This window comes from Flammeovirga sp. OC4, assembly GCF_000812565.1.
Lineage (GTDB): Bacteria > Bacteroidota > Bacteroidia > Cytophagales > Flammeovirgaceae > Flammeovirga.
Window position 1 is genome coordinate 205,432 of sequence record NZ_JTAM01000006.1, and the last position, 12,937, is coordinate 218,368.

Below are 12,937 nucleotides of genomic sequence, written 5' to 3' on the forward strand. Positions count from 1 at the left end.
AGGTCATTTTAAAATTCTATTGTTAAAAATTCTTAGAAAACCCTCAAAATTGTCCTTAAACCAAACATTCTGAAATTCATTTCATAGATTAAAATCATCAAATTATTTAAGATATTTAATAGTAAAGTAGAACAAAACTGCATAATTAATGCTTTAATGAAAGTCTACACCTTAAATACATAGCAATGAATAAAGAGCAAATCAAACATATATTCTTCGATTTAGATCACACCCTTTGGGACTTTGAAAAAAACTCTGAAGAGACCTTAATCGCATTATTTGAGAAATATGAAATAGGAAAACTAGGTACTTCCTTAGAAGAGTATTTAGTAGCTTATAAAAGTACTAATCACGAATTATGGGCACTTTATAATTTTGATAAAGTCACAAAGGAAGATATCCGATTAAGAAGGTTCCCGATGGTATTTGAGAAATTAGGCATTGATGTTAAGCACTGCCCGCCTAATATCGGTGATGAGTATTTAGAAATCTGCCCGACAAAACCTCATTTAATGGAAGGGACGATACCTTTATTGGAAGCATTAAAAGAGAAATATACTTTACATATTATCACCAATGGCTTTGATAAAACACAAGCTATCAAATTATCTTCAACAGGTTTGGGAGGTTATTTTGAGGTGATCGTTACTTCAGAATCCTGCGGAGCTAAAAAGCCTTTCCCTGCTATTTTTCAATATGCCTTAGATCAAGCAGGAGCGAGCAAAGAGGAATCCGTAATGATAGGAGATAATCCGGTTACGGATATAAAAGGTGCGAAAGATTTTGGTTTGAAAACGATTTATTTTGGAAATGGCGAATCGGAAGCAGATGTGGAGGTCAGAAAATTAAATGAAATATTGAATCACCTGTAGGGGCAGACCTGTGTGTCTGCCCGTGTATCAATAACGGTCTATCCTCGGGGCATTTATGATCAACCTCTATATTGTTGGTTTTACCCACATTTCAATTGTAGGTGAAATCAATGATGTTTTTTGGTGGTTCAGCGGGCAGACACATAGGTCTGCCCCTACGTGCCCCGCCGAACCACCAAAAAAATACGTGGTCATTACGAATAATGCACATCAATCGCCTCCAAAATCGTATCACAGGCTTTATGAATTTCTTCATCAGTGATGGTTAATGGAGGAGCAATTCTAAAAGCATACGGAGTAGAAAGGAACCAATAGGTGATGACACCCTTTTCTATGCAAGTGGTCACTACATTATTGACTAACTCAAAATTTTCCATATCGATGGCAAACATCAAACCCTTACGACGAATCTCTTTTACCGCAGGATGCGACTTCAATCGATCTTCAATGATTTGTCCTTTACGATCAACGTCTTCAATGATCTTTTCTTCCTTTAAAATATTAATCACTGCATTAGACGCTGCACAACAAACCGGATGCCCACCGAAAGTTGTGATATGACCTAAGATGGGATCATGCGATAGCACTTTCATTTTTTCAGCAGAAGAAACAAAACAGCCCATGGCCATTCCGCCTGCCATTCCTTTCGCGATTGTCAAAATATCTGGAATGACACCAAAGTGTTCGAAGGCAAAGAATTTACCCGTTCTCCCGAAACCTGTTTGAATCTCATCAAAAATCAATTGAGCACCTACTTCCGTACATCGATCACGAAGGGCTTGCATATATTCAATATCAGGAATACGAACGCCGGCATCACCTTGTATAGGTTCAACGATGACACCTGCCGTTTTCTCTGTAATATATTGTAGGTCTTCTTTTACATTAAAATTAATAAAGCGAACATCCGGCAAAAGCGGACGGAAAGCATTCTTCTTCACTTCATTTCCAGAAACACTCAATGAACCGTGGGTATTACCATGGTAAGACCTATTGAAACTCACTAATTCCGTTCTCCCTGTATATCTTTTGGCTAATTTTAATGCCGCCTCATTGGCCTCCGTTCCCGAATTGACAAAATAGGTACTGTTCAACTGATCCGGTAAAACAGACAAAAGGCTTTTGGTCAACTCAATTTGAGGTTTCTGCACCATCTCGCCGTATACCATTACAAATAGGTATTTGTCTACTTGTTCCTTGATCGCCTCAATCAATTTTGGGTGACCATGTCCCAAGTTGTTGACTGCAATCCCTGAAATCAAGTCCATATACGACTTCCCTTCTTTATCATATAAATAAACACCTTTGGCATAGTCTACCTCAATCCCTAATGGATAAGGAGAAGTCTGTGCCTGATGCTCAAAGAATATATCTTTATTCGATTTATTTGAAATATCCATGTAATTCTATTTTTTACAAAGATACACAACAGTGTAAATGCTTGAAACTAAATAGTTCTAAACGATAAATATTTGATTTAACTGCGAAAAGTCGATTTTCAGCCACTTTGGTCTTTTTACGGAAGTGTTTGGTCTTTTGGGAGAAATCGGAGTAGGTGAAAAGGCGTTTTAATATACTGTAACTACTTTACAATTCACTTAAAAAGAGGAAGTTACTACAAATTATTATTGTCTACATTAAAACAAATTTACTATTATGAAAAAGTTCATTTTACCTGCAGTTTTAGCGATGTTTATGTTCTCTTGTTCTGAAAATAATAATGACATTGAACCTATTAATCCAATTAATCCAGTGCCGGAAAATCCAATATATGAAGAAGTTGATCCAGGTTTTGATCATCCTTCTCCTGAAAACCCAATTGAAGAGGATAACAATTAATCTTAGAAGATCACAACTTGTTAATTAAATAAAATATTACAAATTACTATTGACTACATTAAAAAAATTATACCTATTATGAAAAAGTTTATTTTGCCAGCAGTTTTAGCAATGTTTATGTTCTCATGTTCAGAAAGTAATGATATTGAACCAATAGACCCAGGTTATGAAAATCCAGATTATGTAGATCCAGGTTTTGGTAATCCAGGAGAAATAGATCCAGGTTTTGACCATCCATCTCCAGAACATCCAATTGAAGAAGGAGAGACTGATCCAGGTTTTGATAATTAAGAATAAAGTAATTCTGAAATTATAATATTGAATATATAGATTGAAGAGTAACGGTAAAGAAATTTATTGTTACTCTTTTTTTGTGTGAAATTGTTGTCGTACCTTATTTTCATTAAAAATTAGATATGGAACAGTTATTAGAGCAATTACAGGCATATACAACACTCACTCCATCTGAGCAGAGAACATTAGAACAAGCGATTTTCAAAAGAACTTTTGCTAAAGGAGAAGTAATTTTTTCAGAAGGTAAAATTTCAGATGAAATCTATTTCGTGACCAAAGGTTGTGTTAGGCTATTTTACAATGTTGACGGTAATGACAAAACGGCTTTCTTTTATACAGAAGGACAGTTTATTTGTGCAGGAGAAAGCTATACTTATAATGTTCCTGCTATTGAAAACTACCAAGCATTAGAGGAAACTGAGATTTATGTTTTCACAAAAACAATGATTGAAAGATTAATAGGTGGTTTCCCTAAGTTAGAAATTATTGCCAGGGTGGCCACTGAAAATGAATTGATCACTTATCAAAAAGTATTAGCTTCTTTTATTACAAAATCAGCAGAAGAAAGGTATCAGGATCTTTTAAAAACAAAAGGTGATTTAGTTCAAAGAGTACCTCAACAATACATCGCCTCTTTCTTAGGTGTTTCGCCGGAAACATTAAGTAGAATCAAAGCAAGAATTTACAAAAAAGAGCGTTCTTGACGATCGTCAAGAGCATTTATTTATCCCATGATTACCTTTGAAATATCACAAAATCAAAGAGAATCATGAATGTATTAGTAGCAGGAGCTACCGGATACTTAGGACAGTATTTGGTAAAAGAGCTTCAAAAAAGAGGATTTAATGTTAGAGTTTTAATCCGAAAGGAAAGCCAAAAAGAAATGTTCAACGGAGTTGAGGATTTTTTTATTGGTGAAGTGACAAAACCTGAAACTTTAAAGGGGATTACAGAGAATATTGATTGGGTATTTTCATCTATAGGTATTACTCGTCAGAGAGATGGTATGACGTATATGGATGTAGATTTCCAAGGAAATATGAACTTATTAGAGGAGGCAAAACAATCTAAAGTGAAGTCTTTTTTATATGTTTCGGCAATCGGAGGGGAGCAGTTGCGTCATTTAAAAATATTTGAGGCAAAAGAAAAATTTGTGGATGCCTTAAAAGTTTCTGGATTAGATTATACCATCATGCGTCCCAATGGCTTCTTCTCTGATATGACTGATTTCTTAGATATGGCCAAAAATGGAACGGTGTATTTATTTGGAAATGGAGAGTATAAACTAAACCCAATTCATGGTGAAGATTTAGCAAAAGTTTGTGTTGATAAAATAAGTTCCTCTGAATCAGAAGTAGTAGTTGGAGGACCTGATGTTTTTACACAAAATGAACTATCCACTTTGGCTTTAGAAGCTTGGAACAAGAGAGTGAAAATTGTTCATATTCCTGATTGGATAAGGAAAATAATCATCTCAAGCCTGAGAGTATTTACTTCTTCTAAGTTCTATGGTCCTCTAGAGTTTTTCCTTACATTGATGGCTTTTGATAATATCGCGGACCAATACGGAAGACATCATTTAGAAGAATTTTTCAATCAAAAAGTCAAAGACAACGTTTAATTTTTACTTCAAAAAAAGAGCTCTTTTTACCCGTCTTAAAAACTATATTCTAAACTTCTTAAAATACAATATGGAAACTGAATATATTGTATTACTTATTTAAATTAATTGTTTTCATTTCTGGGTTAACAATTGTTAATGGTTAGAAATTGTTGTGTAAGTTGTTAGTCTTTTCAAGATAAGGTCCTTAATATTGAAATGTTAATGTTAAATTCTTTACTGCACAAAGCAAATTTTATTTTATGAAAACTATTTCAAACAAGATTATTCTTGCCCTTTTTGCGTTTTTTGTATTTTGTTGTACGCCAACAGAAGAAACGCCAATCGACCAAACCCCAGAAGAAATTGCCGAACTGATTGGCAATGGAAATGTTACTTCGTATCGAATGTCAGACGATGGTATGTCCATGACCATTACCTTTGAAAATGGACAAACAGCTACTATTACTTTCCCCGAATCAGTGTTTGGTACCGATGGTATTGATGGTGCTGATGGAACCAATGGTTCGGATGGTGCAAATGGTACCGATGGAACAGGAATTGAAAGCATCGAATTTGATGATGAAACTGGTGAGTTAGTCATTACGATGAGTAACGATGTGGTTTATCGTTTTGATTTTACTATCAAAGATGGAGAAATCGACAACAGCAAATTGGTTGACGTAGATGGAATGTATTTCTTTAAATCTCTTCAACTTGGCGCTTTTGAAATGGCAAGCTTCGAGTACACTGATGATTTTCAGATTGAATCCGCAACAATCAATGATGTGGAAAATGGTGATGTGATTCCTGTAAGTACTTTGAAGCATACTTTTGAAAATGGGAAAATATCCTATACAGAGTCAATGGAGTATGCAACAAGACAAGAAGTGTATTATGACTGGAACTATTACTTTGATGGTCTGTATAGTTATGATTATACGGTAGGAGATGTATTTGAATCTTCAGCAAGAACCAACACTTATTCCTCAGGTATTTTTTCAGTTCCAGGTCTACAAATTGTACATAATACTGAAACAGAAGCTTTAGAATTATTAGATGAAAACGATGAAGGCTTCGGTTTTTATTTAAACGGGATAGATTTTGAAGATATTCTTATCAGCGAAGCAACTCCTGCAGATTTCAGCTCTGATACTTATTTACCCAATAAGATTGAGAAAAAATCAGACACTGAAATTTATGAATACATACCACTAGTTGAGTCGGATGGACAGCTATATTACATTCTTTATACTACTTACACCAACATCCTACAGGTCGAAAAAGGTGATGTGTTAAGTTCAGGTTATTTGTATAGAGAGTACGATGGTGAAAACCTATCAAAAATGTATGCTACTGATGAGCAAGGCGGTGACTATGATGAATACATTCAAATGTCTTACACTGGAGGGAATCTTTCAAAAGCAGAGGAGTATTACAAAGACGGGGGTCAATTTGTGAAGTCTGATGGAGAGTTGATTTATAACTATGATGCTAATGGTAAATTAACAAGTACTGTAGCAAAGAGTGGTGACAGCGAAGGAGATACACTTTTCAAAGTGTTGTATGATTCAGACTTAAACCCGATAGAAATATGGTCTTACCATGATGCTGTTTTTGAATATGGAAGCTTCTTTAATGATGAAACAGGGAGAGTGGAATATGACTATCATATGGTGAAAGAGGCGGGATTCAGACCGTCTTTAAGAATGGAGTACTATGACAATATGAAAAACTTCTTTGGTCACTCCATCAATGCAATGCTTCCAGAGTTGGAACAATTAGAACTGACGAAAGCTCCCAAAAGAGTATTCTCAATGGAAGACAATTCATCTATTCGATTTGAATATAAAGACTTTAATAAAGGAGGTTATCCTGAATCTGTACAATTACTAATGTCAGACGGAGGAGAATACCTCATGTATGAAGGAATCATGGATTATACTGTAAAACGATAAATTTTCATGTTGCAGAGAGAGTTTACCCACTCTCTCTGCTTTTTTTATTGAGATGCGTTTTTTTATTCTCTTCATTTTATTCATCTGCTATTCTTACTTTACTGAAGCTCAAATTAGCGTTACTGTAAAGGATAAAAGAAACTTACAGCCTATTCAGGCCGTATCGGTAATTAGTTTAAACCAACAAAAAATTACGGAGAGTGATCATAATGGAAAATTTCAAATAGCCTCTCATTATGATAGCCTTTTTCTTGCACATTGGAATTATCAAACCATTTTGGTGAACCTAAATCATGATACTACGATTTATCTAATATCTAAGGTTGATACATTGGAAATGGTTGCTGTTGAAGGAAAAATATTAGAAGAAGAAAAAGCTATTCAATTTTCAAGAAGTGAAATAGTAGATCTTTCACCTTCATTTCTTTCTTCGTTTAATTTAGAGAGAAATCTTCAAGTACTTCCCGGTGTAACGGTTACTAATGATACACAATCGGGTTTATATGTTAGGGGAGGGCATAGAGGTGAAAGTAGAATTTTATTTAATAATATACCTCAGTATTCTTCCAATCACCTGTTTGGGTTGGCCAGTAATTATCAAGAAGATTTATTAAGAAAAGTATCATTTCATAAGGGCTATTTTCCTTCTGCAATGTACAATGGAGTGACAAGTTTTTTGACAGTCGATGTTGATCAAGAAATCCCACAAAAGAGTGCATTGAAATTAGCATTAGGAACATTGAGTTCTGAAGCCTATGCAAAAATTAGAGTCAATGAGAAAACCAAAGTAGATTTAGGGTACCGAAGGGCTTATTTAGATTGGCTCGGAAGTTATTACAATGCGATCAAGAAAGAAGACTTGATTCCTATATATGGTTTTGATGATTTTAGTGTCAATATTGTAAGGAAAATGGATACTAATGACAAATTCAATGTAACCTACATTCTATCGCATGATAACATAAAATCATCTTTAAATAATAATGCTATTAAAAGTGATTGGTCTGGTCAGACATTATCAATGAATTACTTGAAATTGTCTAACATAGGGGTTTGGGAGTTTTATTCAGGCTTCAATAGTAATCAATTTAATTTTATACATTCTTCAACATCAGAAACAGATACAACTTTAGCTCGTAATAATTTGAATAGTTATGTGCTAGGTATAAAACTTTTTCAGGATATAAATCCGAAACTGAAGTTAGAGTCTACTATTGAATACCAACAGGTCAGAGGTGATGTGAACAACGATTGGATTTCCACTTCTAGTGTTGATCGGACTCTCAAAAATGATATTTCACAAATACATCAGCAAAATATCTCATCACATCTCTATTATCAGATAAACCGGTTTTTGGCTATTAATGGAGGGGTAAATGTCAATTATTATATCAGACAAAATTTTAGAGATTTACAGCTAGCCCCAAGGTTGTCTTTGAATTTTGAAATCCGTCATCATTCAGTCAATTTTTCTTATAATAGAAGTTTTCAGAACATTCATTATCTCCCTTATATTGGTTTTGATATGCCAATAGATATGTGGGAATGGACGAATGAAACGCTTTCACCACTTCTATCAGATAATTTTCAGGTTGATTACAAAGTGAAAATTTTAGGTGAGTTGGCATTAAATATTGGACTATTTTATAATGATAAACGAAATGTAATAGACTATAAGGATGGTTCTGATTATTTATATAATCCATGGGATCATGAGCAAATAACACAAGGAGTGGAGCACATCAGAGGTGCTGAGTTTGAAATTAAATCTACCTTTCTAAACACTCCAATCAGAGCGTCTTACACTTATTTGGAGTCGGAAAGGAGCAGTGATGAGATTCATAATGGTAATCCCTATCCAAATTCTTATTCTCCCCAACATCAAATTACTTTAGCATTACATAAAAAAATCAATAAACGACTATCCTTGAACTGTAATTGGTATTATTCCACTGGACAAAGAATCACAATTCCTGAATCATTCATCTTATCTACTCCATCCAATGAGCATACTTCATTTGTTGTACCTGTTTATGATCAGAGAAATAATTTTGAATTACCGCCTAGTCATAGAATGGATGTCAGCATGAATTATTTCATTCCTATACGTTCCAATCAACTTCAGCTCACATTGAGTATTTTCAATATCTACAATAATAAAAATGCTTATTTTGTTAGTTTTGAAAAGGTGGAAAGAAACGATGAACCATCATTAATTCAAGGGCATAAAAAAGCACTCATACCATTTCTTCCCTCTTTTAAAATTACTTATCAGTTATGAAACAAATGCTTCTAATTTCAATTTTGTTGGTCTTTATGGGGTGTAGTTATGATGAAGAAATTATTGATATACCTATAAAAGAGAAACGGTTTTTGGCTATTGAAGCTTATTTAACGAATAATCGAAAGATTGAAATGACTGTGATTCATAATATTTTACTGACTGATGAATTGGTTTTGAAGCCAGTTTGGTATGCAGATGTGAATATCATGACAAACAAGAAGGATTATCCTCTGCTCAACCTTCCCTATACAAGAAGTTCAGATCAGCGATTTATTAACTATGTCTCTGCGAAAGAGGTGATGTTTGATAAAGGTGAAATTACACTTTCCATCAATTATAAAGATTCTCTTTTTCTAACTTCTGAAACAACAGTTTTATCCCCAATAAAATTAGACTCAATCTATTTTGGTTCAGATCAACGCGTAGGGTTTTATTTTGAAAGAGGAGAGGATTCAGACTATTATAAAACGCTCGCTTATCTCTATGTCAGAGATTCAGTTTTAGTGTTTAGTAAGACACATTATGTCGGAAAGGAATTGAAAAGAGTTGAGATCAATGAAAAAATAGAGCGGTTGATAGAGGCAGACTCTTCGAGTTTTATTTTATCAAAAATTTCAAAAGATCATTATTTGTATGAACAGTCTGTTCGAAATGCCTATTTGGCAAATATAGAACCTACAGTAAAAGCCGATACGATCTATTCTAATATTGAAAACGGGAAAGGCATTTTTACATTTTTTGCAAATGATACTATTAGTATAAACTATTCGGTGAAGGATTTGAAAAATCAGACCGTGACGCACAAGTAGGTTTAACCGCACCCACAGCTGTCATTTCCATTCCCACAGCAACTTTTTGAAGACTTGCATCCAACTTTCATTACTCCCATCACAATACTAAGAAAAGCCCCAATCACTATGCCTACAATATCATTATCCATTAATGATGGAATGAGAATGGCAATACCCAATACTAACCATAGTATCCTTGTGATAGGCCAATTGTGTTTCAAAGATTCAATATTCATTTTTCCTTTTTAAAAAAATCAGTAATTAATACTCCCATTACGCTTCCATATAATGTACTGTTGATGGGCTGAGAAGTGATAGCACAAGTACCGGTTATACATCCAATTTGACTATAATAAAGATAACCTAAAACTGCACCGACTACTAAGCCGATCAAGTGAAATTTGTATGCTTGGAGTAATTTCATGTTGTTTTCTTTTTTTGTAAAGTTACGTTTTTGAATGGCATATTATGTAACATGTGTTACGTAAGTCTTAAGTTAAATGTTTTTGTTGATAAGAAATGAGATCTAAACCTTGAATAATTGGTATAAGGTTGTTAATAAATGCAAGTAATTATTATCTGTTAGTTTTTAATCAGTTTTTGATAGGGTGATGTGATCAATGTTATTACCTTTGTAAAGTAGTCAAGATAGTAGTAAGCAAATGACTTTAATCCATTAATTAAAGCATTGCGTAGTTTATTTCTATTGAAGATAGATATAGATTACAAACAATTAAAAATGAGGAAATGCAGCCCGCAATTTGTGGGCTGTTTTTTTTATGTAAAAAATTAGGAAAGCAAGACGAATCTTACTTTCCTAAAATTGAGTTGTTGATTAATGAGTAATGTAAAACACATTATTCATACCTCTAAGATGTTTACCAAACCTTAGCTCTCTCAGCAGGGGCAACATACATAGAATCACCTTCTACAATATTGAATGCCGTATAGAACGGATCAAAATCTGATAATGGACCTACAGCTCTGTATTGACCTGGAGAGTGAGGATCTGTTTGAATCTGCGTTCTTAGCGCTTCTTCTCTAGATTTTGTTCTCCAGATAGTAGCCCATGAAAGGAAGAAACGTTGCTCAGGTGTGAAACCATCAATGTTACCTGGCTTTTCAGGTAATAATGATAAATAACGTTGTAAACCATCATACGCAACAGCAACACCGCCAAGGTCAGCAATGTTTTCTCCCAATGTAAGTTCACCGTTGATGTGTAAACCTTCAATTGGCTCATAACCATTGTATTGTTGAATTACCATTTCCGCTTTTCCTTTGAAAGCAGTATCATCGTTTTCAGTCCACCAGTCTTTCATTTCACCATGAGCATCAAAACGACGTCCTGAATCATCAAAACCATGAGAAATTTCGTGACCAATAACAGCACCAATACCACCGTAGTTTACAGCTTCATCTGCTTGGTAGTTATAGAAAGGAGGTTGTAAGATAGCGGCAGGGAATACAATCTCATTGTACAATGGGTGGTAGTAAGCATTTACTGTTTGAGGAGTCATACCCCATTTAGTTTTGTCAACCGGCTTACCGTATTCCTTCATGTTTTTCACAAATTCTAATTTGCTACTGTTCACGATATTTTGGAAGTAAGTATCTTTTGAAACTTCAAGATCTTCATACGTTTCCCACTTGTCAGGGTAGCCAATTTTCACATTGAACGCCTCTAGTTTAGTAAGTGCTTTTTCTTTTGTTTCTGGAGTCATCCAATCCACTCCCTTAATACGCTTTGCAAAAGCTTCTTTGATATTGGCTACCATTTTATCCGCTTTTTGCTTCGCTTCCTCAGGGAATACCTCTTGAACATAAAGTTTACCCACGGCAAAACCAACAAGACCGTTTGTTGTACCTAATACACGCTTCCAACGAGGACGGTTTTCTTCTAAACCTCTCATTTTCTTACCATAGAAGTCGAAACTTTCATCAACAAATTGACTGCTTAAATAAGGAGCTGCTTCGTGAACTAAGTGCCATTTTAAATACAATTGGATAGTTTCCAATGATGTATTCTCAATCATATTATCCAACTCCTCAAAGTACGGAGGATGGGTAACGATTACATTTTCAGTAGCGACATTGATGTCTTTTAAGTATTGAGTCCAGTCAATAGTCTTACAAATTTTTTGAAGATCCGCTACTGTATAAGGGTTATACATTCTTCGAGGATCTCTTGATTCAACTGGAGTAAGGTTGAATTCCGCTAAAGTATTTTCGAACTCAAATACTTGTTGTGCTGCCTTTTCTGCATTAGGAATAGTCAATAAGTCAAACATGTTAGCGATATGTTGTACATATTGTTCTCTAGTTGCTTTTGATGCAGAATCTTGCTTTGTATAATAATCCTTGTTTGGAAGACCTAGACCACTATAACCAATATAGAAAGATTGGATTTCACTGTTTTTTAAGTCTTGGAATACGCTTGGCCCAAAAATAACACCTGTTTGTGACTTGTGTAATTCCGTCAAGACTGCTTGAAGGCCCTCTTTAGATTTCAATCCATCAACAAGTGCCATGTATGGAGCAAGAGGTTGTGCACCCAACTTCTCAATAGTAGTAGAGTCCATACCACTTTTGTAAACATAAACAGCTTTCATTTCGTCGCTGCCTTCTTTTAGTTTACCTGAAGCGATAGCATTGTTTAGTACATCAAGTGTTGCTTTTTCATTACGCTCACGTAATTCATCAAAGCTACCCCATCTGCCTCTGTCAGCAGGAATAGTCGCTTTTTTCATCCAACCCCCGTTGGCATAAGTGTAGAAGTTTTGACCTGGTTTGATAGAAGTGTCCATGTTCGAAAGGTCAAGTGCTTTTTCAGCTGTTACTTCATCTTTAGCAGTTTGATTACCACAAGAAGTACACAACAAAGAACTCACACCTAGCGTGACACTAAGAGCTTTTGTTAATAGAGTTTTCATTCTAATGATTTATATTTCAATGTTTGTTTAGCAAATGTATAATAAAATTTTATACGAAAAAGCTTAAAAACCAATATCAACAAACTATTTGTTTAAACAAATACATGAAAAAGTCGTATTTTTTGATAATATTGTTAAACAACACATATGTTTCTTCAACCAATAAACATTTGTATATAAATTGATTAAGTACTAAGTCAGAAATATCTTACAGTTAATTCTTATTTATTTTTTGTCGCAGTGCTTAAGTAACAGGATAAAGATGATCGGTTGTTTTAGATTTTATTTTTGAACCGAATCATGAGTATTGAGAAGCACAACTATTCACTATAACCAAATAAAAAGGTAGGTACGAAATTTTAAGAC

General features: G+C 34.4%; 12 protein-coding genes. 8 read left to right on the top strand and 4 right to left on the bottom strand.

Annotated elements, in window-relative coordinates; translation table 11 throughout:
- Positions 1 to 185 precede the first annotated feature (185 nt).
- On the top strand, positions 186 to 872 hold the full coding sequence (locus PL77_RS07170; RefSeq protein ID WP_044203253.1) for a YjjG family noncanonical pyrimidine nucleotidase: 687 nt from the start codon (positions 186 to 188) through the stop codon (positions 870 to 872).
- 194 nt (positions 873 to 1,066) lie between these two features.
- Here PL77_RS07170 and PL77_RS07175 read toward each other — a convergent pair whose 3' ends face one another.
- Positions 1,067 to 2,272 carry an aspartate aminotransferase family protein gene (locus tag PL77_RS07175; RefSeq protein ID WP_044203256.1) on the bottom strand — a complete coding sequence of 402 codons (1,206 nt, stop codon included), beginning with the start codon at positions 2,270 to 2,272 and terminating at the stop codon, positions 1,067 to 1,069.
- Between the two features lie 256 nt (positions 2,273 to 2,528).
- Here PL77_RS07175 and PL77_RS07180 point away from each other — a divergent pair, with 256 nt between their 5' ends.
- The 7 genes from PL77_RS07180 to PL77_RS07210 all read left to right on the top strand — a co-directional run bounded on the left by PL77_RS07180 (position 2,529) and on the right by PL77_RS07210 (position 9,656).
- Positions 2,529 to 2,711, top strand: coding sequence for a hypothetical protein (locus tag PL77_RS07180; protein ID WP_044203258.1), 183 nt, complete (start codon positions 2,529 to 2,531; stop codon positions 2,709 to 2,711).
- A gap of 78 nt (positions 2,712 to 2,789) precedes the next feature.
- Complete coding sequence (locus PL77_RS07185) at positions 2,790 to 3,002, top strand: hypothetical protein (RefSeq protein WP_044203260.1); 213 nt, start codon at positions 2,790 to 2,792, stop codon at positions 3,000 to 3,002.
- 125 nt (positions 3,003 to 3,127) lie between these two features.
- Positions 3,128 to 3,709 (top strand): Crp/Fnr family transcriptional regulator, encoded by a 582-nt coding sequence (locus PL77_RS07190; protein WP_044203262.1) that lies wholly within the window; start codon positions 3,128 to 3,130, stop codon positions 3,707 to 3,709.
- Between the two features lie 65 nt (positions 3,710 to 3,774).
- A complete protein-coding gene (locus PL77_RS07195) occupies positions 3,775 to 4,626 on the top strand; it encodes an SDR family oxidoreductase (protein WP_044203264.1) in 852 nt (283 codons plus the stop codon).
- Between the two features lie 242 nt (positions 4,627 to 4,868).
- The gene (locus PL77_RS07200; RefSeq protein ID WP_044203265.1) at positions 4,869 to 6,563 is read left to right on the top strand and encodes a hypothetical protein; all 1,695 of its coding nucleotides are present in this window, start codon (positions 4,869 to 4,871) and stop codon (positions 6,561 to 6,563) included.
- A 52-nt stretch (positions 6,564 to 6,615) separates the two neighbouring features.
- Entirely contained in the window at positions 6,616 to 8,844 is a 2,229-nt protein-coding gene (locus tag PL77_RS07205; protein ID WP_044203268.1) for a TonB-dependent siderophore receptor, read from the top strand.
- Entirely contained in the window at positions 8,841 to 9,656 is an 816-nt protein-coding gene (locus PL77_RS07210; protein ID WP_044203271.1) for a DUF4249 family protein, read from the top strand. The genes PL77_RS07205 and PL77_RS07210 overlap by 4 nt, the downstream gene beginning before the upstream one ends.
- 2 nt (positions 9,657 to 9,658) lie before the next feature.
- Here PL77_RS07210 and PL77_RS07215 read toward each other — a convergent pair whose 3' ends face one another.
- The 3 genes from PL77_RS07215 to PL77_RS07225 form a co-directional block, all read right to left on the bottom strand.
- Positions 9,659 to 9,874, bottom strand: coding sequence for a hypothetical protein (locus PL77_RS07215; protein WP_044203273.1), 216 nt, complete (start codon positions 9,872 to 9,874; stop codon positions 9,659 to 9,661).
- The gene (locus tag PL77_RS07220) at positions 9,871 to 10,062 is read right to left on the bottom strand and encodes a DUF6132 family protein (protein ID WP_044203275.1); all 192 of its coding nucleotides are present in this window, start codon (positions 10,060 to 10,062) and stop codon (positions 9,871 to 9,873) included. The genes PL77_RS07215 and PL77_RS07220 overlap by 4 nt, the downstream gene beginning before the upstream one ends.
- A 454-nt stretch (positions 10,063 to 10,516) precedes the next feature.
- Positions 10,517 to 12,571 carry a M13 family metallopeptidase gene (locus tag PL77_RS07225; protein ID WP_044203277.1) on the bottom strand — a complete coding sequence of 685 codons (2,055 nt, stop codon included), beginning with the start codon at positions 12,569 to 12,571 and terminating at the stop codon, positions 10,517 to 10,519.
- Between the last annotated feature and the right edge of the window lie 366 nt (positions 12,572 to 12,937).

What these genes read in the sequence shown, in the direction of transcription:
- PL77_RS07170 (WP_044203253.1), top strand. Translation starts at nt 186, where the DNA reads ATGAATAAAGAGCAAATCAAACATATATTCTTCGATTTAGATCACACC.
- PL77_RS07175 (WP_044203256.1), bottom strand. Translation starts at nt 2,272, where the DNA reads ATGGATATTTCAAATAAATCGAATAAAGATATATTCTTTGAGCATCAG.
- PL77_RS07180 (WP_044203258.1), top strand. Translation starts at nt 2,529, where the DNA reads ATGAAAAAGTTCATTTTACCTGCAGTTTTAGCGATGTTTATGTTCTCT.
- PL77_RS07185 (WP_044203260.1), top strand. Translation starts at nt 2,790, where the DNA reads ATGAAAAAGTTTATTTTGCCAGCAGTTTTAGCAATGTTTATGTTCTCA.
- PL77_RS07190 (WP_044203262.1), top strand. Translation starts at nt 3,128, where the DNA reads ATGGAACAGTTATTAGAGCAATTACAGGCATATACAACACTCACTCCA.
- PL77_RS07195 (WP_044203264.1), top strand. Translation starts at nt 3,775, where the DNA reads ATGAATGTATTAGTAGCAGGAGCTACCGGATACTTAGGACAGTATTTG.
- PL77_RS07200 (WP_044203265.1), top strand. Translation starts at nt 4,869, where the DNA reads ATGAAAACTATTTCAAACAAGATTATTCTTGCCCTTTTTGCGTTTTTT.
- PL77_RS07205 (WP_044203268.1), top strand. Translation starts at nt 6,616, where the DNA reads ATGCGTTTTTTTATTCTCTTCATTTTATTCATCTGCTATTCTTACTTT.
- PL77_RS07210 (WP_044203271.1), top strand. Translation starts at nt 8,841, where the DNA reads ATGAAACAAATGCTTCTAATTTCAATTTTGTTGGTCTTTATGGGGTGT.
- PL77_RS07215 (WP_044203273.1), bottom strand. Translation starts at nt 9,874, where the DNA reads ATGAATATTGAATCTTTGAAACACAATTGGCCTATCACAAGGATACTA.
- PL77_RS07220 (WP_044203275.1), bottom strand. Translation starts at nt 10,062, where the DNA reads ATGAAATTACTCCAAGCATACAAATTTCACTTGATCGGCTTAGTAGTC.
- PL77_RS07225 (WP_044203277.1), bottom strand. Translation starts at nt 12,571, where the DNA reads ATGAAAACTCTATTAACAAAAGCTCTTAGTGTCACGCTAGGTGTGAGT.